This is a genomic window from Tenacibaculum sp. 190130A14a (assembly GCF_964048965.1).
In the GTDB taxonomy this organism is placed as follows: domain Bacteria; phylum Bacteroidota; class Bacteroidia; order Flavobacteriales; family Flavobacteriaceae; genus Polaribacter; species Polaribacter polynesiense.
Genome location: NZ_OZ040189.1, coordinates 573,052 through 595,034, shown reverse-complemented (window position 1 = coordinate 595,034; position 21,983 = coordinate 573,052). Strand labels below are relative to the sequence as shown.

21 protein-coding genes are annotated in these 21,983 nt (G+C 31.3%); 10 read left to right on the top strand and 11 right to left on the bottom strand.

Annotated features, from left to right (window positions below; genetic code table 11):
- The first annotated feature begins 62 nt into the window (after positions 1-62).
- From ABNT22_RS02915 to ABNT22_RS02905, 3 genes are all read left to right on the top strand, one after another.
- Positions 63-584, top strand: a complete 522-nt coding sequence (locus ABNT22_RS02915) for a hypothetical protein (RefSeq protein ID WP_348716339.1) — start codon at positions 63-65, stop codon at positions 582-584.
- Positions 585-654: 70 nt separating this feature from the next.
- A complete protein-coding gene (locus ABNT22_RS02910; RefSeq protein WP_348716337.1) occupies positions 655-2,775 on the top strand; it encodes a carboxy terminal-processing peptidase in 2,121 nt (706 codons plus the stop codon).
- A 140-nt stretch (positions 2,776-2,915) separates the two neighbouring features.
- Positions 2,916-3,539: a hypothetical protein gene (locus tag ABNT22_RS02905; protein WP_348716335.1), complete on the top strand. Its 624-nt coding sequence runs from the start codon at positions 2,916-2,918 to the stop codon at positions 3,537-3,539.
- Here the strand turns inward: ABNT22_RS02905 and ABNT22_RS02900 are convergent, their stop codons facing one another.
- Positions 3,540-4,334, bottom strand: a complete 795-nt coding sequence (locus ABNT22_RS02900) for a DUF2797 domain-containing protein (protein ID WP_348716333.1) — start codon at positions 4,332-4,334, stop codon at positions 3,540-3,542. It abuts the gene before it with no gap.
- Between the two features lie 68 nt (positions 4,335-4,402).
- Between ABNT22_RS02900 and ABNT22_RS02895 the strand changes: the two genes are divergently transcribed.
- The 3 genes from ABNT22_RS02895 to ABNT22_RS02885 all read left to right on the top strand — a co-directional run bounded on the left by ABNT22_RS02895 (position 4,403) and on the right by ABNT22_RS02885 (position 7,087).
- Positions 4,403-5,914: a GH3 auxin-responsive promoter family protein gene (locus ABNT22_RS02895; RefSeq protein ID WP_348716330.1), complete on the top strand. Its 1,512-nt coding sequence runs from the start codon at positions 4,403-4,405 to the stop codon at positions 5,912-5,914.
- A 1-nt stretch (position 5,915) separates the two neighbouring features.
- Positions 5,916-6,476, top strand: a complete 561-nt coding sequence (locus ABNT22_RS02890; protein WP_348716327.1) for a Crp/Fnr family transcriptional regulator — start codon at positions 5,916-5,918, stop codon at positions 6,474-6,476.
- A gap of 68 nt (positions 6,477-6,544) precedes the next feature.
- Positions 6,545-7,087, top strand: coding sequence for a hypothetical protein (locus ABNT22_RS02885; RefSeq protein ID WP_348716326.1), 543 nt, complete (start codon positions 6,545-6,547; stop codon positions 7,085-7,087).
- On the opposite strand, the gene ABNT22_RS02880 is transcribed toward ABNT22_RS02885, so the two are convergent.
- The 10 genes from ABNT22_RS02880 to ABNT22_RS02835 all read right to left on the bottom strand — a co-directional run bounded on the left by ABNT22_RS02880 (position 7,065) and on the right by ABNT22_RS02835 (position 15,586).
- Positions 7,065-7,847, bottom strand: coding sequence for an ABC transporter permease (locus tag ABNT22_RS02880; protein ID WP_348716324.1), 783 nt, complete (start codon positions 7,845-7,847; stop codon positions 7,065-7,067). The genes ABNT22_RS02885 and ABNT22_RS02880 overlap by 23 nt on opposite strands.
- Before the next feature lie 4 nt (positions 7,848-7,851).
- Positions 7,852-8,769 (bottom strand): ABC transporter ATP-binding protein, encoded by a 918-nt coding sequence (locus ABNT22_RS02875; RefSeq protein WP_348716322.1) that lies wholly within the window; start codon positions 8,767-8,769, stop codon positions 7,852-7,854.
- A 98-nt stretch (positions 8,770-8,867) separates the two neighbouring features.
- Positions 8,868-9,332, bottom strand: coding sequence for a hypothetical protein (locus ABNT22_RS02870; protein ID WP_348716319.1), 465 nt, complete (start codon positions 9,330-9,332; stop codon positions 8,868-8,870).
- A gap of 31 nt (positions 9,333-9,363) precedes the next feature.
- Positions 9,364-9,801 carry a hypothetical protein gene (locus ABNT22_RS02865; RefSeq protein ID WP_348716316.1) on the bottom strand — a complete coding sequence of 146 codons (438 nt, stop codon included), beginning with the start codon at positions 9,799-9,801 and terminating at the stop codon, positions 9,364-9,366.
- A gap of 32 nt (positions 9,802-9,833) precedes the next feature.
- Positions 9,834-11,087 (bottom strand): tetratricopeptide repeat protein, encoded by a 1,254-nt coding sequence (locus tag ABNT22_RS02860; protein ID WP_348716314.1) that lies wholly within the window; start codon positions 11,085-11,087, stop codon positions 9,834-9,836.
- Between the two features lie 6 nt (positions 11,088-11,093).
- Positions 11,094-11,987: a hypothetical protein gene (locus ABNT22_RS02855; protein WP_348716313.1), complete on the bottom strand. Its 894-nt coding sequence runs from the start codon at positions 11,985-11,987 to the stop codon at positions 11,094-11,096.
- 7 nt (positions 11,988-11,994) lie between these two features.
- Positions 11,995-13,530 (bottom strand): M56 family metallopeptidase, encoded by a 1,536-nt coding sequence (locus tag ABNT22_RS02850; RefSeq protein WP_348716310.1) that lies wholly within the window; start codon positions 13,528-13,530, stop codon positions 11,995-11,997.
- Between the two features lie 11 nt (positions 13,531-13,541).
- A complete protein-coding gene (locus ABNT22_RS02845) occupies positions 13,542-14,039 on the bottom strand; it encodes a hypothetical protein (RefSeq protein ID WP_348716309.1) in 498 nt (165 codons plus the stop codon).
- Positions 14,029-14,403 (bottom strand): BlaI/MecI/CopY family transcriptional regulator, encoded by a 375-nt coding sequence (locus tag ABNT22_RS02840; protein ID WP_348716307.1) that lies wholly within the window; start codon positions 14,401-14,403, stop codon positions 14,029-14,031. Before ABNT22_RS02840 ends, ABNT22_RS02845 begins: the two co-directional genes overlap by 11 nt.
- Before the next feature lie 10 nt (positions 14,404-14,413).
- A complete protein-coding gene (locus ABNT22_RS02835) occupies positions 14,414-15,586 on the bottom strand; it encodes a hypothetical protein (protein WP_348716305.1) in 1,173 nt (390 codons plus the stop codon).
- A gap of 150 nt (positions 15,587-15,736) precedes the next feature.
- On the opposite strand from ABNT22_RS02835, the gene ABNT22_RS02830 reads away from it, so the two are divergent.
- The 4 genes from ABNT22_RS02830 to ABNT22_RS02815 all read left to right on the top strand — a co-directional run bounded on the left by ABNT22_RS02830 (position 15,737) and on the right by ABNT22_RS02815 (position 21,973).
- The gene (locus ABNT22_RS02830; RefSeq protein ID WP_348716304.1) at positions 15,737-16,240 is read left to right on the top strand and encodes a DUF456 domain-containing protein; all 504 of its coding nucleotides are present in this window, start codon (positions 15,737-15,739) and stop codon (positions 16,238-16,240) included.
- Between the two features lie 253 nt (positions 16,241-16,493).
- Positions 16,494-18,191: a lysine--tRNA ligase gene (gene lysS / locus ABNT22_RS02825; protein WP_348716302.1), complete on the top strand. Its 1,698-nt coding sequence runs from the start codon at positions 16,494-16,496 to the stop codon at positions 18,189-18,191.
- A gap of 177 nt (positions 18,192-18,368) precedes the next feature.
- Entirely contained in the window at positions 18,369-19,799 is a 1,431-nt protein-coding gene (locus ABNT22_RS02820; protein WP_348716299.1) for a DASS family sodium-coupled anion symporter, read from the top strand.
- Between the two features lie 149 nt (positions 19,800-19,948).
- Positions 19,949-21,973, top strand: a complete 2,025-nt coding sequence (locus tag ABNT22_RS02815; RefSeq protein ID WP_348716296.1) for a ComEC/Rec2 family competence protein — start codon at positions 19,949-19,951, stop codon at positions 21,971-21,973.
- Positions 21,974-21,983 lie beyond the last annotated feature (10 nt).

Genomic DNA, 21,983 nt, shown 5'->3' with positions numbered 1-21,983 from the left:
ATTTCATAAAGATAGATTCAATCTAATAATCCGTAATCTTGTATGTATCAAACTTTAAGGTCATGGCACGTATTATCATATACATTAGCATTTTTATTCTGTCGACTTTTTTCTCGATAGTAAATGCTCAAAACAGTACAAAAGCCCCTTGTTCAGACAAAGAATATTCGCAATTTGACTTTTGGGTCGGAAATTGGAATGTATATAACACCAATGGAAAGCTCATTGGAACAAATAATATTGTAAGAGTTCCCAATGCTTGCGCCATTCAAGAAAATTGGAGTTCTAAAACTTCTCAAAGTCAGGGAACCAGTTATAATTATTATAACAAAACAGACAATTCTTGGAATCAGTTATGGATAGACAACACTGGATTTTCCCTAGAATTAAAAGGTGCTTACAGCAACCAACAAATGACCTTAAAAAGTAAGCTTGTAAATTCTCCTAAAGGGAAATATTACAACCAAATTACTTGGACTCTAAACAAAGATGGTTCGGTAACTCAAGTATGGGATTATATTGCCGAAAATGATCAAAAATTAAAAGAAGTTTTTAGAGGGATTTATAAAAAAGACGAAAACTAAAAAAATTGGCATTATTTTAGTAGATTAGCTAGGCATAATGCTACAACTTTAAAACACGACTAGAAGGTATATGAAGACGAAATTTATAATCACACTTTTAGCTATTGGGATGTTCTCTAATAGCACTTTTGCTAACAATACTACCACCGCAAAAGACCCTGATAAGGACAGAGTAATTATTTACGTTTTAAAAAATATTTTAGGAAGATTTCATTATGTTCAAAAGGACTTAAATGATGATTTTTCTGAACATGTTTACAATAGTTTTATTGATGGATTAGATCCGAGCAAACGTTATTTTACGCAAAAAGATTTAAAAGAATTTTCTCAATACAAATACTTAATAGACGACCAATTACGTCAATCGAATATTGACTTTTATAAATTGGTCTATGGTCGTTTCTTAGAAAAAATTAAAGGAGCTAAAGACACCTATCGTTCTATTTTAGCAAAACCTTTTGATTACAACAAAAAAGAATTTATTGATGTTGACTATGATAAAGTTCCTTATGCAAAAGACCCAGTTGCCCTAAGAGACCACTGGCGCAAACAATTAAAACTTTCTGTATTAGGAAGAATAGAAGATGCTGAGAACCAACAAAAAGAAAAACTTAAAAAAGATAGGACCGCTAAAACCAAATCTTTTAAAGAGTTAGAAAAAGAAGCTAGGTCTGAAGTTTTAAAAAATATGGACGATTTATACATCCGTATCGAAGAACTTGAAAATTCAGATTGGTATTCTACATTTTTAAATAGTGTGGTAAGTGGTTTTGACCCACATACTTCATATATGTCACCAAGAATCAAATCTCGTTTTGATCAAGACATGTCAGGAAAACTAGAAGGTATTGGAGCTCGTTTACAAAAGAAAGGTATTTACACCCACATTGTAGAGTTAATTTCTGGTGGACCAGCATGGAAACAAGGAGAGTTGGAAGCAGGTGATATTATCTTAAAAGTAGCACAAGGAAATGGAGAGCCTTTAGATATTGTTGGAATGCGTTTAGACGATGCCATTACTTTTATAAAAGGAAAAAAAGGAACGGAAGTACGTTTAACGGTAAAGAAAAAATTAGACGGTTCTGTAAAAGTAATTCCTATTACAAGAGATATAGTTGAATTAGAAGAAACTTTTGTTAAATCAAGTACCGTAGAAAAAGATGGCAAGAAATACGGAATTATAAACCTACCTAAATTCTATATTGATTTTAACGATGCTAACAGAAGAGATGCTGCTAAAGATATGGAGCAAGAAATTGCTCGTCTTAAAAAAGAAGGTGTAGAAGGATTAATTGTTGATTTAAGAGATAATGGAGGTGGTTCTTTAAAAACGGCTATTGAAATTGGAGGATTATTCATTGATAAAGGACCTATTGTACAAGTAAAATACAGAGGTGAAGCTCCATTAGTAAAAAATGATTCTGACCCTAAAATTCAATGGAACGGACCTTTAGTGGTGATGGTAAATGAATTATCTGCTTCTGCCTCAGAAATTTTTGCAGCAGCAATGCAAGATTATAAACGTGGAGTAATCATAGGGGGTAAACAAACCTATGGAAAAGGAACTGTACAAAACATACTACCTATTAATCGTTTTTATGCAGATTATCCAGATGATTTAGGAGTTATTAAAATGACCATCCAGAAATTTTATAGAATCAATGGTGGTTCTACTCAAATAGAAGGTGTATATTCTGATGTTTCTTTACCAAGTAGATATAGCTATATGGATTTTGGAGAACGTGATTTAGAAGGAGCTTTGGCTTGGGATAAAGTGCCACAGGCTAAATACAGTACTACAAACTCATACAGTAACTTTGGTGATGTTGTATACAATAGCAAACAACGCGTTATGAACGATGTTAAGTTTCAAAAAATCAATGAGTATGCTAAATGGTTAAGAAAAAAACAAGATGAAAGTAAGTATGCTTTGAGCTATGATATGTTTAAAAAGGAAAGTGAGCAACGCATTGAAGAAGGTAAAAAATTTAAAGACGTATTTAAATTTGAATCTAACCTAACGTTTGAATCTCCTAAATATGAATTAGACCTATTCAAGAAGGATACAATTCTGGAAGAAAAGCGTGTTGCATGGCATAAAAACTTAAAGAAAGACATTTACATGAACGAAGCATTAAATGTGCTGAGTGAACTTAAAATGAACAACAACCATATAGCGGTTAAGCATTAATAAAAAAGCGGATTCAAATTGAATCCGCTTTTTTATTTCAGTATAAAATTATGTTTCCCTTTAAAAAAAACCTATATTTACTAAGGACTATATACAATTCGAGGGATTATAGCTGACTCATTAAAACAAACAAAAGAGACATGCTGGTAATCCGAAAACTTAATAATTTACTTTACAGTAAACAGTACTATAATAGTTATTTCAATCGCTGCTCTAACAAATACAAAAAAGTAGAGAGCTACATCATGTTATACAATCGCTTGTTTGAAAGTAGGGCAATTGTTAAAACTACCAAAACAATAACACATACTTCCAAGATAACTTTTGGTACCAGCCTCAATAAAGCAAAAAGATTGATTATTGAACCCTATAGATTTGTAAGAAATTCAGAAACCTGTGATATTATATTCTACACAAAAAAAATAGGAAAACATAAAATTATTATCGAGCTACATTTCTTTAAAAGTAAACTAGTTTTCTTTAAGCAAACGTTTCCAACAACCATTGATCCGGTTACAATTAATCATAATATCAAGAACAAGTATTTTCCTTCTGAAAACACCTTATTCAATTTAAAAAGTAATTTAATTATGGATGCTAAAAAGTCCTTTTTGAAAGTAGAAAATGATGTTTCGTTATCGGTTTATTACTTTAACTTAAACCAATCTTTTTATCCTTTTCTACTTGAGAAACAGAAGTTACAAAAACAAAAATCTATTCAACAAAAACAACTTGAGTTAGATAAATTGTTTCATCAATTATAACTAGACCAAAACAATTTTTACAACCAATCCCTCATTAGCTCGAACATTAAAGACAGTTTCATCTTCAAAGATTAGGTATTGCCCCTTAACTCCTACTAATTTTCCTGTATAAGATTCTTGCTTTACAAGATTTAAACTTTTAGGTTTTGTTGGGTATTTTTCTACTGGAAACGAGAGTGCCGTCTCATTATTATTCTCAATATAATATTCTTTGACTTCTTGAGGTATAAAAGCTTGTAATCGTTCTCTCCATTCAACTAAATTTTCATCTTCAATATCATTCTTAAGCATTTTACGCCAATTTGTTTTATCGGCAACATGTTCTTTCAAGGCAACTTCTGTAATTCCCGCTAAGTAACGATTTGGCACTTCTACAATTTCAATAGCTTCATGAGCTCCTTGATCTATCCATCGCGTTGGAACTTGACTTTTACGAGTTACTCCTACCTTTACATTACTTGAATTAGCCAAATACACAATATGAGGTTGCAATTGGGCTTTCTTTTCGTATTCTAAGTCACGGTCTTCAATTCCTAAATGTGCCTTACTTAATTCAGGTCGCATGATCCAATCTCCAGCATTAGGAGTTTCAAAAAAACAACTTTTACAAAAACCCTGACGATATATCTGTTTTTCTTTATGGCAATTTAAACACTCATAAGTAACAAAATGCATTTCTAACTGCCTACCAATTAACTGATTCATATTTAAAAAATCAGTTTTCATATCTAAATAGTACTGCACCGAATCTAAATTTTCGGTGGTCATTTTTTTTAAGACTCCTTGGTATTGCATTCTCTAAATTTTATTACTTTTAGCTTTTAACAAACTTACAGTAAAAAATCTGAATTTAGCGTTAAACTATGCCATTTACATTTATAAATTCAATAATTTCTTGGTTTTTAAAAAAGCGAAAACATCAAGTAGAGTTATTTTTAAAGTATCCTATTGATGTACAAGAAGAATTGCTTTTTAAATTAGTTCAAACGGCAAAAAACACTGAATTTGGAAAACAATTTGATTTCTCTACCATTCAAAGCTATTCAGATTTTGCCTCAAAAGTACCCATTCAAAAATACGAAACCATTGAACCTTTAATAGAGCGTTGTAGAAAAGGTGAGCAACATCTTTTTTGGCCAACAAAAATTAAATGGTTTGCTAAAAGTAGTGGTACTACCAACGCCAAAAGTAAATTTATTCCTGTAAGTGATGAAGCCATAGAATATTGCCATTTCAAAGCAGGAAAAGACATGCTTTGTATGTATATAAACAATAATGAAGAAGCACAACTTTTTACTGGTAAGAGTCTTCGACTAGGAGGTAGCTCTGCGATTTATGAAGACAGTGAATCTTATTTTGGAGACTTATCAGCTATTATTATTGAAAACATGCCATTTTGGGCTGATTTCAGCTCTGCTCCTAAACAAGAGGTGGCTCTTATGGGCGAATGGGAAACCAAAATGGAGGCCATTATTGATGAAACCATTCATGAAAATATTACCAGCTTAGCAGGAGTTCCTTCTTGGATGTTAGTTTTATTAAATCGTGTGTTAGAAAAAACTGGTAAAGACAATATTCTTGAAGTATGGCCTAACCTAGAAGTGTATTTTCACGGAGGAGTAAATTTCAACCCTTACCGAGAGCAATACAAAAAACTCATTCCGAAAAAGGATTTTAAATATTACGAAACCTACAATGCCTCAGAAGGTTTTTTTGCCATACAAGACAGAAACAATTCTGATGAGTTATTATTGATGTTAGACTACGGTATTTTCTATGAATTTATTCCTATGAGGGAATATGATGGAGAAAACTCTGTAGCTATTCCTCTTTCCCAAGTTAAAAAAGACGTTAATTATGCAATGGTTATTACCACTAACAGCGGTTTGTGGCGCTATTTAATTGGAGATACCATCAAATTTACCTCAACAACTCCATACCGTATCAAAATTACTGGTAGAACTAAACATCATATCAATGTTTTTGGAGAAGAACTCATTATAGAAAATGCGGAAGAGGCTTTACAAGCTGCTTGTGAAAAAACAAATAGTGAGATTAAGGATTATACCGTAGGTCCCATTTTTATGAATGAAGATAGTACAGGAGGAGCACATGAATGGATTATAGAATTTAAAAAGGCTCCAGAGAATATCAACTTCTTTACTGAATTACTTGATAATGCTTTAAAAAATTGTAATTCAGATTATGAAGCAAAACGCTATAACAACATGACTTTGTCTATGCCTAAAATTCATTCCGCAAGGGAAGGATTGTTTTATGATTGGCTTAAGGCAAAAGGTAAACTTGGTGGACAACATAAAATACCACGATTATCCAATACACGTTGGTTTTTAGAGGAACTTTTAAGTTTATAAAATGAATGATGATACTTCAAATAATGCTGCTCTCTTATTAGAAAACCCAGAGTTTGCAAATGCTCTTCAAGGAATAATGGTGTATCAAAAATTTCCGAAGCATCATTTGTTACACGAAGCTGGCTCTATTTGCAATCATTTTCATATTATAATTTCAGGTATTGCACGTGTATTTTACTTCAAAGAAGACAAGGATATTACCGTTCATTTTTCAGCAGAAAAGGAAAGTATTACCACCATTGATAGTTTAATTCAACGAAAAAAGAGTAAATACAATATTGAAGCCTTAGAAGATTTAGAAGTTTTTTCTGTTCATATCAATGATATGGAAAAACTCTTCGAAAACAATCCAAAATATGAACGCTATGGTAGGTTGTTTATGCAACAAATTTATATTGAACTGGTTGAACGTATAGATGATTTACAATTACATACAGCACAAGAGCGCTACCAAACATTACTTCTTAAAAAACCGTATTTATTTCAACGAGTATCTTCAAAACACATCGCCTCTTTTTTAAGTATTACTCCAGAAACTTTAAGTAGAATTCGAGGAAAGTAAATTCTTGACAATTGTCAAGAATTTTACACTTTTGAGCTTGTAATTTTGTTGGAACAAACACCACAACAATGATTTTACAAGAAGCTCTTACAAACTTTTATAATGAAAATAAACTTGAACAGGAAGGAGGTTCAAATAACAATTGGTTCTATTTACATTTTAAACTATTTTCTATAAAAGTACCAAATTCAGAATTCAGAAAAAAAGTAATCCACATACATGATATTCAACACGTATTATACAATTGCGATACCACTTGGAAAGGTGAAGCCTTTATTGCTGGTTGGGAAGTTGCTACAGGTATGTGGAAACATCTTCCAATTGGACTAATGAGTGTTTGGGCAATGGGATTTTCTCTGTTAAACTATCCATCTGAAGTTATGCGAGGTTATAAAGAAGGTTTAAAAGTGATTGGAATTATTGACTTAAACATGGATAAAAATCAGCTTCTTCAACTTACTATTTCTGAAATACAAGATAAAATTAAAAGGAAACACCCTTTAGAAATGAACATATTTCAAAAGGGTATTTTTCTTTTTTGGACAGGTATAAGTGTCGTTTCGGTTCTATTCCCTGCGTTTCTTTTGATTATTTTATATTTAATCTTCTAACATCTAAGTATCCTAAAATACATGTTACTACAAAACAGAAAACACTGTATACTAGTACCGAAGAATACCCAAAGGTTAGCGGTCCGTTATCTCCTAAATTGATAGATAACAAATTATAGGCATAAGGAAAATAAATAGATTCTGGTGCTTGAGATGCTATAAGACCAACAATTACTAAAATCATCCCTACAGCCAATGGAATAATAAAATTCTTTAATCTAAAGCTCAACCAAAACTGAATACCTACAATACCTAAGGATGCGATAAACGATAGAAACAACATCTTAATGTATTTAAAATATTCTGGTTGAAAATCTAAAAATCCAAGATCCGGATAAAACACTCCTAACAAAGCACCAAAGATTAAAATAGCGATATAAAAGTATACATAGGTTACTACAATAGATACTAGCACAATGGTAAGTTTCCCATAGTAAACACTCCATTTTGGTATAGGTAATGTAAAAATATGTTTTATTCCAGATGCTTTATGCTCTACTTGAATGATTAGACTAGTGATTAAAACAATAAACATTGGCACAAAAAAGGGAATTGAATTTTTAACTTGGTTCATCATAAATTTCTCCCAAGGATTCACCCCGTCTCCAGGTACTAAAGAATTATGTTTTACGGCATATACAATAAAAAACAATAAAGGAATACTTAATGCACTTATTATGGTTAACCAAAATGCAAAGGTTCTTTTAAGTTTTATGAGTTCATTTTTTGTGTTTGATATATAAAAAGTTAATGCTGACATGGTATTAGTTTTCTGTTAGTGATAAAAAAAGTTCTTCTAAATTATTTTTAATATTCACCTGAAAAACCTGAATATTATTCTTTCTCAAAGCATCAATAACTGTTGTTATTTCTTCTTTATTAATCACTTCAATTTGCAGAAAATCTTTAGAAACCGAGGTGTTCTCTTTTTCTAAACCTCCTAATACACTTAGCGCTTCGATAAACTTATCTACTTCAATCTCTATAACAATACTTTTATCTTTAGATTCTTTTAAGGCAGCTACAGTATCTTGATACAACATTTTACCTTTTCTAATAATCCCTACATGGGTACAAGTTTTCTCTATTTCACTTAATAAATGACTTGATATAAACACTGTGGTTCCATGCTTTTCATTTAACTCCTTTATCAATTCTCTCATTTCAATAATACCTTTCGGATCTAAACCATTAGTAGGTTCATCTAAAATGACAAATTCTGGATTACTCAACAAAGAAATTGCTAACCCTAATCGTTGCTTCATACCCAAAGAGTATGCTTTAACCTTTTTCTTCTTTGCATGTGAAAGCTTCACAATTTCCAAAACTTCATTTATTCTTTCTAACGAAATATTCTCACGATAATTAGCCGCAATTCTTAAATTATCAACTGCATTCAAATGCTCATACAAAGAAGGATTTTCAATCAAAGCTCCTATTTTATCTAAACTAGCAACTCTAGTTTTAGTAGTAAAAGGTTCTCCAAACAACGATACTTCTCCCGATTGCTTTTTAAGCAACCCTAAGATTAAACGAATTGTGGTACTTTTTCCTGATCCGTTTGGACCTAGGAATCCGTAAATACTTCCTTTCGGAATTTTGAGATCTAAATTCTCAATATCCTTTTTGGATTTTGAGTACGAAAAATTCAAATTTTTCGTCTCTACAATAAATTGATTCATACTATGGTTTTATTTGTTTAGTTATTTCTAAAACGAGCGAATCAATAAATTGTAACAATATACTGTTTATGTTAAATGTAATTTAAAAGCCTCTTCTATCAACCATTAGCAATCCTAATAGGTAATGTATATTCGGTAATTACTGGAAAACCTTTCTTAGTAGCGGGAGTAATAATTGGAAGTTTTTCTATAGATTTTTTTAGTATACTATCTAGGTTTGGGAACTTTGATTTGATATTATTTGACGACTGTATTTCCTCTAACTTAACTTTCCCTTTTTTATTGATTTGTATAATCAATAAGACAGTTTCATCAATATCTTCTTTTACAGAAAACGCATGTTTAATAAGCTCTTCATGTACCTTTTCTTGAAGTTCATTTTCAAAACATTTAGCTTTTGCATTTCCTTCTAAATGATCGCAATTAACAAAGGCAGGGGAAACATCTACTTTTGTATAATCGATAATAGTATCTAATTGCAATTTATGTTTCCCAGAAGAAGAAAACTTATTGCAAGAATAAGTCAAAAGAATAAGCAACCATAAAAAAAAACGTATTCTCATCTTACTGATTTTGAGATGAAAATACGAAAAATTAGTTTGAAACTGTAAAAATAATTGGAATAGAATAACCTACTATTACAGGCTCCCCTTCTATCTTTCCAGGTTTTAACTCGGGCACCTTTGATGCTAGTCTTTTCAATTCTTTTTTTAACTTTTTGGTAGGAGCTTCCGTCTTAATATCTTTTAAATGACCTTCTTTATCAATTTTAAAACTCAAAATCATACGCACTCTTCCTGGTGGTAAATTTGAATTTAAAGCTTTTCTAGTTCTAAAATACTTAAACACCAACTTTGTCATTTCTGCATTGAAACATTTTGTTCGTTTCTCTTTTCCTTGTTCTGATTCACATCCTGGAAAAATTGGAACTTCTTGTACTTTTTCAAACTCTTTTTTCCTATCTATCTCCTCTTCTTGACTAAACCCTAAAGAGCTTAGCATAACTAGCACTGCAAAAATTACATGTTTCATTTTCAAAATTGATCTTTAAATACCAAATATACCTATTCTAATATTTCACCTTTTAGGAAATATTCTTTTTTTATTTCTTTTATCCTTCTTTCTGCATTCACCGTAAATACAGAGTCTTTACTTTCAAATCTATCTACATATCTTTGATAATGCTTATACGCTACTTTTTTGTCTTTGTAATAATTATCTGAAAAATTTGCCAATAAATACAATGCTTTGTAGTTATTTCTATTTTCTGCAATTGCTTTTTTGTATTGCTCTATAACTCTTTTGGGTTTCTTTTGTTCAAAAAACACATTTGCCATACCTAAATGAGCTTCATCTCTAGGTTCTTTTCCTACAATAGTTGCCATTAAATAATTAATCATTGCTCCTTGATAATCTTTCGCTTCAAAAGATATGCTTCCTAAAAAAATATAACTTTTAAAGTCTGATCTGTCAATTTTAACCGCCCTTGCAAAATGTATCTTAGCACTATCAGATTGTTCTAATTCGTAATACGATTTTGCTAGCATCTTATGGGTATAGTGTTCATTAGGTTTTACCGAATCAATTCTTTTTAACAACCGAATAGCCTCCTTGTAATTTTCACTTCTAAAAGACTCATTAATTTTTAATCTATTCAAATTGATATGATAAGGAGCTACTTGCAATCCTTTTTCTACAAACAAACTAGAAGAATCTTTATCTCTTAACATTCTATAGGCTATTGCCAGTTTTTCAATAGCTTTTATATGTTCATTATCCTTTTTGTAAGCGTCTAAATAACTATCTATACGCTTATTATTTTTCTTTAACTTTTCATAAGCAACTCCTAAATAATAGGAATAATTAGCATTGAACTTATCGGCTTTTACCAGTGTTTCAAAAACATCTTTTGCCTTTAGTTTTTGTTTTCTCTTTAGGTAAAGTTTTCCTAGTTGATACCTTGCTAAAAGATTTTCAGGATCCTTTTCGATAATATCTTCAAAAAGTGAAATTGCCTTCGTTGTTTGCCCGAGCTTAACATAGGCCTTTCCTAATTTTAATTTTATAATATAGTTTTCTTGTTGGCTCAATGCTTTTTCATAAAATTTAGATGCAGTTTTGTAATTGTCTAAGGTTTCATATACCTGTGCTATTTTTTTATTCTTTATATAATCTTCAGGTAAGGATGTCAATAATTCTAATGCTTGTTGATACCTTCCAATAGTAGTTAAACTATCAATCGTTTTAAATGTAGAAACCTGTGCTTCTACTTTTAACCCAATAATTATACATACTACATAAAACAATTTCTTTTTCATAATTTATTAATCTTTATTTGTTAACCAAGTTATAAGGTTTACGAGTAACTTGTAATTTTCTTCTGCTCCGGTTGCGTTCATTCCTACTTTGAACTGATTTCTTCCTGCCAATTGAGCGGTGAACATAGCAGCTTCACCAAAAACAGCAATCTTTCCTTTGTGATATTTCATGATAGCTCCTTGTGATAAATTTGCTGCTTGAAATCTCTTTGTTTTCTCTGAGAAACGCCACATGGTATCAGGTAAGTGTACAACCATTTCCTCATTAGTTTTCAATATTGAAATTGCTGTATTCGGAATTTTAAACGCTTGTCCAGTAAACGTTCTAATGCTATTTACCCTTTCATATTGCTTATTTCCAGAAGTAATTTTATGATTTCCTAGAAGTAAATTTTCTTTTGAAAAATCTAAGATTCCCCGTTGATTCTTGTCTAATAAAAAGCTATCATAGAAAGTAAATCCGAAAGATTTTGCTAGCATCTCACTTGCTCCTGCAAATGGCATATGGTCGGCTATTAAAAATAACGCTCCTCCATCTTGCACCCATTTTTTTATACTTGTTACTTCCTTCTTTGTAAAAGCACTAGGTGTTGGTATAACAAATGGACCTCTAGCCCCTTCTACCAAAGCATTTGCTATAACCAAAACCTTGACATCTTTCAAACTTTCTTTGGAAAACTTATGTGAAAAGCTTTTTACCTTATAACCAGCACCTATTAACACATTTGCAAATGGTTTGTACCTATTATTTTTTGTATGAAAATTGTTATGCCCTTCATCAATATAAATTTCAAAAGACCGTTCTTTTTTTATTAAACTAGGCAAGTACATGGTGTCTGGCACTTGTTGAGCTATACCAGACACTTGTATAAAAAATAAGATTACTAAAAGGCATCTCATATTACGCTTACTCTACATTAAACGTGATTGGTAAAGTATACCCAGTAATTACCTTTTTACCATCTTTTTCTCCTGGTAACATCTTAGGTAATTTACGAACTATTTCCATTGCATGTTCTTTTAAAGCAGGATGCGGTGCTCTTGCTTTTACATCTTTAATCTCACCGTTCTGTCCAATTTTAAACTGCACATAGATTCTCTTTTTCCCTTTTGGTAAACCCAGTTTATTTGCCAATTTAGCATCGAAATTTTGAACAACAAACTTCATCATCTTCTTATTGAAACACTCCTTATTTGCGTCAGCACATCCTGGAAAAGTTGGGTACTTATCTAATAAGGCAAAGGGAACATTCTCTCCTATTTCATTCGTATCAGTAGATTTAGTTTTCACTTTAGAAAAGTCTATAAAATGCCCAATTACCTTTCTACCGTTTGGCTTTTTATAAATTTTTAACTCAATTGTGTTTAAATAAATATCTTTTTTACTTTTCAAGCTATTCAAATCTGCGTCATATTCATTTTTCTCTTCTGGCAATAGATCAGCATATGATATCTCCTCCCATCCCGGATCTTCTGTTCCTTGATAAAAATCTAAATAAGTCTCTTTCTTACCCTTCATTTCTTTATCATAGCGATCTCCTATTTTCAAATGAATGGTTATCAACTCTTTTTTTGCAACTTCTCCTTGCTGTAGATCTTCACTGCATGAAGTATATATTAGCATACTTGCAAGCACTGGTACTAGTAATAAGTACTTGAGTTGTTTAATTTCTTTGGATTTGTTTTTTGTCATCATACGTATTCGTTTTTTGATTAATGAATGTTTATAAAATTGATTAATGAATGAAATGCTCTCAACTTGAAAAATATCTGAGAGTAAATTGTTTATATAATTTTCCTTTTGAGTAGTTTTACTTACTACTTCATCTGAAATATATTCATGAACTAATGCAACCCTATTTTGATAGACATATACCATTGGATTGAACCACATAATAATTTTTAGTCCTTCAAAAAGCAATAGATCTAAAGAGTGTTTTTGTTGGCTATGAACCAATTCATGCTGAATGATTTTTTCTTGCTTATCTTTTGAAATTCCTTGTCCTAAAAAAATGTAGTTAAAAAACGAAAATGCTTTCGAATTTTTTGGAAGTAAAACCAATTTGTAGTTTTGTCTTTTCTCAGCTCCGTATATAAAAATTAGTCTTACTATTTGATAAAGTTTGTATACAAAAACCAATAAAAACAATATACACCCAGCATAAAACAACACATCTAAATAGTTAACAGATTGATACCATGTCGATTTTTCAATAACCTTTTGTGGTGACAGCACAACCTCAGGTAATAAAATGGTATATTCTTGCGGAACAGCTCGTTGAATTGTAGGTACTTTAATGAGTGGTAGTATAAATGAGCCTAGTGCAGTAATTAATAAATACCATCTATTCTTTGTAAAAAATGTCTCCTTACTTAAAAAGAAATCATATACCGCTACAAACAACACTTGAAATAATATAACTTGTATAATATAATTAATCATAACGTTTCATATTAGTTATTAGGCAAAGAGATTTTTCCACACTGAGCAAAAGCGTTTTCTCTTTTAATTTTTATCTTAACTTCTTGAGCAAAGTCTTTTATTAATTTTTTAAATTCATCTGCCTTTTCTTTAGATATTGAATCATAAACTCTAAAAGCATATGTTTTTATGCGACCTTCTTTATTGAAATAAATTTTATTGAATAATTTTATTTGCGTCTTTTCTAACCCCCAATTAAATTTTTTTTCACCTAAAAACACGTTTAAATCTGTATGAAGCTTTACCCAAGATTGATATACACTCTTTAAACTATCTTTACTAACAGCGGGATTCAATAAATTTTGATGATTTTTATCTAAATCTAGTTTCAAAAAGACTTCTTTTTCTTTACTCGTTTCTTCTTTTAAATTTACGACCAAAACATCTTCATGACTTACTTTTTTAACCTTCTCACAAGCAAGAAATATGATTAAAAAAACCAGCAAAACACTTATAGCACTAGTTTTCATTTTTTTTATTTTTATCTACTTCCTTTAAAATACTTTCTAATTCAGTAATGTCCATTTTATTTTCCTTCATAAAAAACGAGACCATACTTTTAAAAGACCCTCCAAAATAACCATTCATCAATTTGTGTAAACTCTGATTACTATAATCATCTTTCGCTATCAAAGGAAAATACACATATCCCCTTCCTTTAGGCTCATGCCCTACAAATTCCTTCGTTTCTAATATTCTTACAATAGTAGAAACCGTATTGTATGCAGGCTTTGGCTCTGGTAACTCCTCTATTACTTCTTTTACAGAAGCTTTTTTTAATTGCCACAAAACTTGCATTATTTGCTCTTCTGCTTTTGTTAATTGTTTGCTCATTTAAACTAATTTATACTGATTCTTTAAATTTAACTGCTCTGTTTTCTTTATTCACAACAACAAATATATACGTCCCTTTTTGAGGCAATAACAACTTTAACTCAGACTTTTTCCCCTTTAATTCTGTAACGAGTATCGGAACCGCCTTATGAATATCATCTCCTTCTTTAAAACCTAACACCATTAACGGATATTCCAAATCGATTTTATCAAAATTCAATACATGCTCAATTGAGTTTTTCTCTACTACTTGTCCTTCTTCCTCTTCTATTGTAGGGTGTAGCACGGCAATGTCTGTCCAAGAGTTTCGTCTAGTGTATCCTACAATACTATCATGTTTATTTTTTAACACCGATGATTCTTTAACTTGCAAAGCTTTCAACATTGGGTGATTATATCTTTCCTCTCCTCTTTCACTAAACTGAGTTTGATTAACTGTTAAAGGATCAACCCCTGTAAATTCCTTTATTCTTCCTGCCATAGCCTTTTCCCACCCCCTTTTACTACCTTCCAATACATGATCAAAACCGCAATGAATCAAAATCTTACCCTTAGAGGTTTTTAGTATTTCCTGTATATTTTTTGCTTGTTCAATTTCTCTTTCTTTACCATTAACTCCAGAGGTTTGTTCATAAGAAAATACTTGATAACCTATTGCAGTTGCTTCTCGAATTAACTTTGAAAAATTAGGGTCATTAGTGTAATAACCACTCTTCTTAATTGGGTATTTTCTTGTATTTAGAAAAGCGTCTTTTTCATCGCCATTCATTAAAGCCTCTAATCCCAAATAACGATAACCAGTTTCGTACAAATCTTTTAACAACGATTTTGTAAACAGTCGATGGAAAGTATTATGATGTGCTTCATTAATAATCACAATACTTGTTTCTTTCGATTGCGCTACAATTTCCTGTTTAGCATTTACCAACGTAAAGTTTGCTTTCAAGGAGTCTATTTCTTTTTCAGAATAATACAGTTCTCTCCCTCTCATAACTTTCCCCCATTCTTTTAGAGCTTTCTTATAACTTCCTTTTAAAGCATATTCTCCAGCAGACAATTGATGTTTCCATGGCACCGTATCTTTTTGCACCTTTTCTTCAATCTCAAAATCGAATTTATATTCCCGCTCAAAATTGGTTACTTCTTCATAAGTTCTACCATTATTACACCCAATAAAAATCATTGATATGAAAGTTATTATGATACTCTTTCTCATACTTTACATGAATTATCTCTCACAAATATAACTAAAAAATTAGTTTAAACTAATTTTTTAGTTCATTTAATTATGTAACAAACAGTTTTTATATTCGTCATATCAATAAAAATTTCAATGGATTTACTCTTATTAATCTTAGGATTTCTATTTATTTGTCTAGGCTTAATTGGTTCTTTTTTACCTATTTTACCTGGCCCATTAACTAGTTGGGTTGGATTACTCCTTCTATATTCTACTAGCGTTATACCTCAAAATTGGACTTTCCTAGGAATTACACTTGGTATTGCCATTTTTATATTTATCATAGATTATTTTATACCCGCCTTAGGAACAAAACGTTTTGGAGGCACCAAATATGGAGTTTATGGAACTACTATTGGATTAATTGTAGGATTACTTTCTCCTATTCCTTTTGGAATGTTGATTGGTGCTTTCGTAGGAGCTTTTATTGGTGAGTTAATTTATGATAGTAAAGACACTTCCAGAGCAATCAAAGCATCATTTGGAGCATTCATAGGGTTTTTAGCTTCTGCTACTATAAAATTCTCGATCTCTATAATCTATTTAATTCTCTTTATGATGGACTTCTGGAGCTACAAAGGAGCTTTTTTCAGTTAAATTAAGAGCAAAAAAAAAGCAACCCATCTCAGGGAAGCTTTCCATCGGTTAACAAAACCTAGGTGATTTAACACCTTAACAACACAACTAAATGCTGCTTTTAAAAAAAGACAGCCTGCAAATATACACACTTTTTTAATTCTACCAAATAAAAAAATAATTTTTTACAAAAATCTCCTATTTGTTAACGTTGTTTAGTTTTGTAATTGATTGTATCTTTGCCCCTTTAAATTTAAACAACAAAAAGTTAATCATGCAATTATCAGAACAAGAAGTTGTACGTAGAGAAAAACTTACGAAGTTACGTGAGTTAGGTATCAATCCATACCCAGCAGATTTATTTCCATTAGATTCAAATTCAAAAGCGATTAAACAGGACTTTGAAGAAGGCAAAAAGGTGGTAATAGCTGGTAGATTAATGTCTCGTCGTATCCAAGGAAAAGCTTCTTTCGCAGAATTGCAAGATAGTGAAGGAAGAGTACAGGTATATTTTAATCGCGATGAAATTTGTACTGAAGAAGACAAGACTTTATACAACGAAGTTTATAAGAAACTATTAGATATTGGTGATTTTGTAGGTATCGAAGGAGAGTTGTTTAAAACTCAAGTTGGAGAAATCACGGTAATGGTTAAAGATTTTAAGTTATTAAGTAAATCTTTAAAGCCATTACCATTACCAAAAGTTGATGCTGAAGGAAATACATTCGACGGATTTACTGATCCTGAAATGCGTTACCGTCAGCGTTACGCAGATTTAGTTGTAAATCCAAATGTAAAAGAGGTTTTCGTTAAGCGTACTAAGTTATTCAACGCAATGCGTCAGTTTTTTAATGATGCTGGATATTTTGAAGTTGAAACACCAATTTTACAGCCAATACCAGGAGGTGCTGCTGCTAGACCATTTATTACACATCACAATGCATTAGACATTCCATTATATATGCGTATTGCTAATGAGTTATACTTAAAACGTTTAATTGTTGGTGGTTTTGATGGAGTATATGAGTTTTCTAAGAATTTCCGTAACGAAGGAATGGACAGAACTCACAATCCAGAGTTTACAGCCATGGAAATTTACGTGGCTTACAAAGACTACAACTGGATGATGGAGTTTACTGAAAAGCTTTTAGAGCACTGTGCTATTGCAGTAAACGGGACTTCAAAAGCTACTTTTGGTGAATACGAGGTAGACTTTAAAGCTCCATATGCTCGTGTAACTATGGCAGACTCTATTAAGCATTTTACAGGATTTGATATTACTGGTAAAACAGAAGATGAGATTCGTAAAGCGGCTCAAGATATGGGTATCGAGGTAGATGATACTATGGGTAAAGGAAAGTTAATCGATGAAATTTTTGGTGAGAAATGTGAAGGAAACTACATTCAACCAACTTTTATTACCGATTACCCAAAAGAAATGTCTCCTTTATGTAAAGAACATAGAGACAATCCGGAATTAACAGAACGTTTTGAGTTAATGGTTTGTGGTAAAGAAATTGCAAACGCATATTCTGAGTTAAATGACCCAATTGACCAACGTGAACGTTTTGAGGCTCAATTAAAATTAGCTGAAAGAGGAGATGATGAAGCTGGTGAGTTTATTGATCAAGATTTCTTACGTGCTTTAGAATATGGAATGCCTCCAACCTCTGGATTAGGAATTGGAATGGATCGTTTAATTATGTATTTAACAAACAATCCATCTATCCAAGAAGTACTATTCTTCCCTCAGATGAAACCAGAGAAAAAAGCTCCTGCTGTTGAATTAAACGATGATGAAAAAGCTGTTTTTGCTATACTTCAAAAAGCTGAAAAAATTGGTTTGAATGATTTAAAAGCTGAAAGCGGATTATCGAACAAAAAATGGGATAAAACCATCAAAGGATTAACAAAAAATAAGATAGCTAAGGTTGAAAAAACTGAAGAAGGTTTATTCGTAGAAGTATTATAATTTTACTTATATAAAACAAAAAAGAGGAACTATAAGAATATAGTTCCTCTTTTTTATTACTTACAATTTTCTATCCTCACTGAGGTTAAAAACACTCTACAAAAGAAATTACATTTTTTTACTTATTTGTTTGAAATCAATTATATTCGATTCCTTTAAGTCAACTTATTATTTGTTATGCCAAACTCAAAAAAAATTGGTCTCATTCTAGGACCACTGATTTTTTTTATCACCATAAACCTACCTTTTGAAATGATATCTGATATTGGAGATGCTGTTATTGGAGTAGCTCTATGGATGATTACTTGGTGGATAACAGAAGCAGTATCAATTTCCGTTACTGCGTTATTGCCTTTAATTTTGTTTCCCTTATTAAAAATTATGCCCATTGCTGAAGTAGGTGCTAACTATGGGAGTCCTATCATTTTTCTTTTCTTTGGTGGCTTTGTATTGGCGTTAGCATTAGAGAAAGTAAACTTGCATAAACGTATTGCACTTACTATTATAAAAATTACAGGAACTACTCCTAATAAGGTTATTTTAGGGTTTATGATTGCTACAGGTTTGTTGAGTATGTGGATAAGTAATACAGCGAGTACCGTAGTAATGCTTCCTATAGCTTTATCAGTCATTCAACTATTGATAAACGATGAAGATGGCTTTACTAAAGACGACAAGAACTTTGCTTTAGCTACCATGCTAGGAATTGCATTCTCGGCAAATGCTGGCGGAATAGCTACTATCATTGGCACACCTCCAAACTCCGTTTTAATAGGGTTACTTGAAAATGAATATCAAATAGAGATTTCCTTTTTACAATGGATGGCCATTGGATTACCATTTTCTATAGTCATGATTACTATTGTTTATTTCGTTTTAGTAAAATGGATGTATCCAAACAAAAACCTCCAATTTAAAGCTTCTAGACAGGTAATTGATTCAGAATTAAACAAACTAGGAAAATTATCGGCCAAAGAAAAGCAAGTATTACTTGTTTTTGCAATTACTGTTTTCTTATGGATTTTTAGAACTTTAATCAATAAGTTGTTTCCTGGATTAAAGTTATCAGATACTATTATTAGTATGATTGCAGCGGTTTCTCTTTTTGCTATTCCCTTTAATTTTAAAAAAGGAGAATTTATCTTACAATGGAAAGACACAGAAAAACTAGCATGGGGAATTTTAATACTTTTTGGAGGTGGATTAGCACTTGCAAAAGGAATGTCTAGTAGTGGTATTGTTGATTTAGTTTCGACTGCCATTGCCTCTAGTAATATCAGTGTTTTACTGACAGCTTCTTTATTAATATTCCTGATGCTTTTTATGACAGAATTGATGAGTAATGTAGCACTAGTAGCCGTATTAGCTCCAGTAGTAGCGGGTATAGCTATTGGCCTACAAATACCTATACTTAATTTACTAATTCCTGTAACCATTGCGAGTAGCTGTGCATTTATGCTTCCTATGGCCACTCCACCAAATGCTATAGTTTTTGCGAGTGGATACATAAAAGTACATCAAATGGCAAAGGTTGGTATTGTACTAAATCTTATTGCTATTGGACTTCTTGTTTTGCTTTTTCAATATATCATTCCATTTTTATTTTAATGAACACACCAAATCTTTAAAACTAGCTACTACAGCTACACATTTATTTTTGTAAAACATAGATTAACCTACACTTTTTAATAGCTTATATTTAGAAAAGGTACAGCCATCTTTTCTTCTCCTTGTTTTTTCTATAGCTTTAACGTGCTATGAAAAAATTGGTTCGTTACACACCTACCTCATTTCTACTCTTTTTAATCATTGGAATCATTTTACAGTTTCAATGGAATATTTGGTGTTTTGGAATAAACAATCTTTACATCTTTACTTCAATTTTATTCGTTATTCTTTTCCTTTTAAAATGGAAAAACATCAAAATCTCATTTTCTATTTTAAGCAGTTGTCTCTTTGTTCTAATTGGTATTAGCATCTTACTAATTCAGAACCCTCGAAATCGTAAAGATTATTATCTCAAACATTATAAAAAAGATTGCTCAGGAATTCTAACCATTCAAAAAATTCTAAAACCAAGTCAATTCAATTACAAATTCGTAGCAAAAGTATCTCAAATTAACAGTAAGAAGACATCTGGTCATATACTGTTAAACATTTCTATTGACACTATCCAAAAGCCTCCTACAATAGGAGATCAACTTTATTTATATCTTATATTTCAAGAATTACCTTCACCCTTAAACCCATATCAGTTTGATTATAAAAGTTATTTAGCCAAACAACACATTTATCATCAGGTTTTTACAAAACATGAAAGCTTTAAAACTTTAAAAACGAGCTCTCCATCCTTTTATAGAATAGCCTCCAATATTAGAGATAAAATTAAGTGTACATTAAAAAAATACCATTTTTCAAAAGAAACGTTAACGATTATAAACGCATTACTTCTTGGAGAACGGCAACAGATCTCCAAGGAACTACTTGATAGTTATACAAAAGCAGGTGCAATTCATATTCTAGCAATTTCCGGACTACATATAGGTGTCATTTTATGGTTCTTATCGCTTCTTTTTTCTTTTTTAGAAAGGTATAAACAAGGTCGTTTTATAAAAACTGCACTTCTTATTGGTTGCTTATGGTCTTTTGCCTTTATAGCAGGCTTATCTGCTTCTGTAGTAAGAGCTACAACCATGTTTTCATTTGTTTCGATTAGTCTTATATTCAAAAGGAAACAACTCATAGAGCATTCATTAATTAGCTCTATGCTTTTGTTACTACTAATTAACCCTCTATTCTTATTCGATGTTGGATTTCAATTAAGCTACTTAGCTGTTTTCGGAATTGTTTGGATACAACCACTATTGTATGCTTTATGGAAACCCAAATATGCGCTGATTGATAAATTCTGGCAACTTTTTACCGTTTCTATTGCTGCACAAACTGCAATACTACCTCTGAGTCTATATTATTTTAATCAGTTCCCTATGTTGTTTATTCTTTCTAATCTTCTCATCATTCCTTTTCTTGCCACCATTCTTATTAGTGGAATTATTATAATTCTCTTAGCTTTAACCGACCTTCTTCCTACAATTATTGTTACAATTTATGAGTTCATAATTTCTTCAATGAACTCTCTCATCAATTGGATTGGACATCAAGAGGCTTTCTTACTTAAAGAAATTAGTCTATCACTACCCGAAGTATTTGTTTGGTATTTATGTATTATTCTCTTCTTTCAAATGATAATTCAGAAAAAACGAAAACTCCTTTTAGTTTCATTACTTCTTTCAATCATTGGTGTACAATTCATATTGTTAGCTAAGCACTATAAAACCACCACCACAAAAGAACTTATTGTCTTTCATAAAACCAAGAGTTCTCTTATAGGAGTACGAAATGGGAGAAAATTTTTGCTTTACTACAATGACAGCATTACTCCATATATTTATAATGTTGTAGCCCCTTACAAAACACATAAGAAAACTACCATACAGTTCCGAAATAACATTCCTAATGTTCTTTCATTAAGAAATGACACAATTCTTTTAGTAGATAGTTTAGGAATTTATAACATCACTCTAAGAAAGCCAATCGTAATACTACAATACTCTCCGAAAATAAACTTAACAAGACTCATTACTCGTTTAAATCCTAAAATAATTGTTGTTGACGGGAGTAACTATAAAAGTTATATCAATCGATGGGAAGCAACTTGCGAGAAAGAAAAAACGCCATTTTACAATACTCGTAAAAATGGCGCATATATTTTGAAGTACTAAAACTACCTTG

Coding starts and splice junctions, on each gene's coding strand:
- ABNT22_RS02840 (WP_348716307.1), bottom strand. CDS start 14,403: ATGAGCAAACAATTAACAAAAGCAGAAGAGCAAATAATGCAAGTTTTG.
- ABNT22_RS02845 (WP_348716309.1), bottom strand. CDS start 14,039: ATGAAAACTAGTGCTATAAGTGTTTTGCTGGTTTTTTTAATCATATTT.
- ABNT22_RS02895 (WP_348716330.1), top strand. CDS start 4,403: ATGCCATTTACATTTATAAATTCAATAATTTCTTGGTTTTTAAAAAAG.
- ABNT22_RS02910 (WP_348716337.1), top strand. CDS start 655: ATGAAGACGAAATTTATAATCACACTTTTAGCTATTGGGATGTTCTCT.
- ABNT22_RS02880 (WP_348716324.1), bottom strand. CDS start 7,847: ATGTCAGCATTAACTTTTTATATATCAAACACAAAAAATGAACTCATA.
- ABNT22_RS02875 (WP_348716322.1), bottom strand. CDS start 8,769: ATGAATCAATTTATTGTAGAGACGAAAAATTTGAATTTTTCGTACTCA.
- ABNT22_RS02865 (WP_348716316.1), bottom strand. CDS start 9,801: ATGAAACATGTAATTTTTGCAGTGCTAGTTATGCTAAGCTCTTTAGGG.
- ABNT22_RS02885 (WP_348716326.1), top strand. CDS start 6,545: ATGATTTTACAAGAAGCTCTTACAAACTTTTATAATGAAAATAAACTT.
- lysS (WP_348716302.1), top strand. CDS start 16,494: ATGCAATTATCAGAACAAGAAGTTGTACGTAGAGAAAAACTTACGAAG.
- ABNT22_RS02915 (WP_348716339.1), top strand. CDS start 63: ATGGCACGTATTATCATATACATTAGCATTTTTATTCTGTCGACTTTT.
- ABNT22_RS02850 (WP_348716310.1), bottom strand. CDS start 13,530: ATGATTAATTATATTATACAAGTTATATTATTTCAAGTGTTGTTTGTA.
- ABNT22_RS02820 (WP_348716299.1), top strand. CDS start 18,369: ATGCCAAACTCAAAAAAAATTGGTCTCATTCTAGGACCACTGATTTTT.
- ABNT22_RS02815 (WP_348716296.1), top strand. CDS start 19,949: ATGAAAAAATTGGTTCGTTACACACCTACCTCATTTCTACTCTTTTTA.
- ABNT22_RS02900 (WP_348716333.1), bottom strand. CDS start 4,334: ATGCAATACCAAGGAGTCTTAAAAAAAATGACCACCGAAAATTTAGAT.
- ABNT22_RS02870 (WP_348716319.1), bottom strand. CDS start 9,332: ATGAGAATACGTTTTTTTTTATGGTTGCTTATTCTTTTGACTTATTCT.
- ABNT22_RS02905 (WP_348716335.1), top strand. CDS start 2,916: ATGCTGGTAATCCGAAAACTTAATAATTTACTTTACAGTAAACAGTAC.
- ABNT22_RS02890 (WP_348716327.1), top strand. CDS start 5,916: ATGAATGATGATACTTCAAATAATGCTGCTCTCTTATTAGAAAACCCA.
- ABNT22_RS02830 (WP_348716304.1), top strand. CDS start 15,737: ATGGATTTACTCTTATTAATCTTAGGATTTCTATTTATTTGTCTAGGC.
- ABNT22_RS02860 (WP_348716314.1), bottom strand. CDS start 11,087: ATGAAAAAGAAATTGTTTTATGTAGTATGTATAATTATTGGGTTAAAA.
- ABNT22_RS02855 (WP_348716313.1), bottom strand. CDS start 11,987: ATGAGATGCCTTTTAGTAATCTTATTTTTTATACAAGTGTCTGGTATA.
- ABNT22_RS02835 (WP_348716305.1), bottom strand. CDS start 15,586: ATGATTTTTATTGGGTGTAATAATGGTAGAACTTATGAAGAAGTAACC.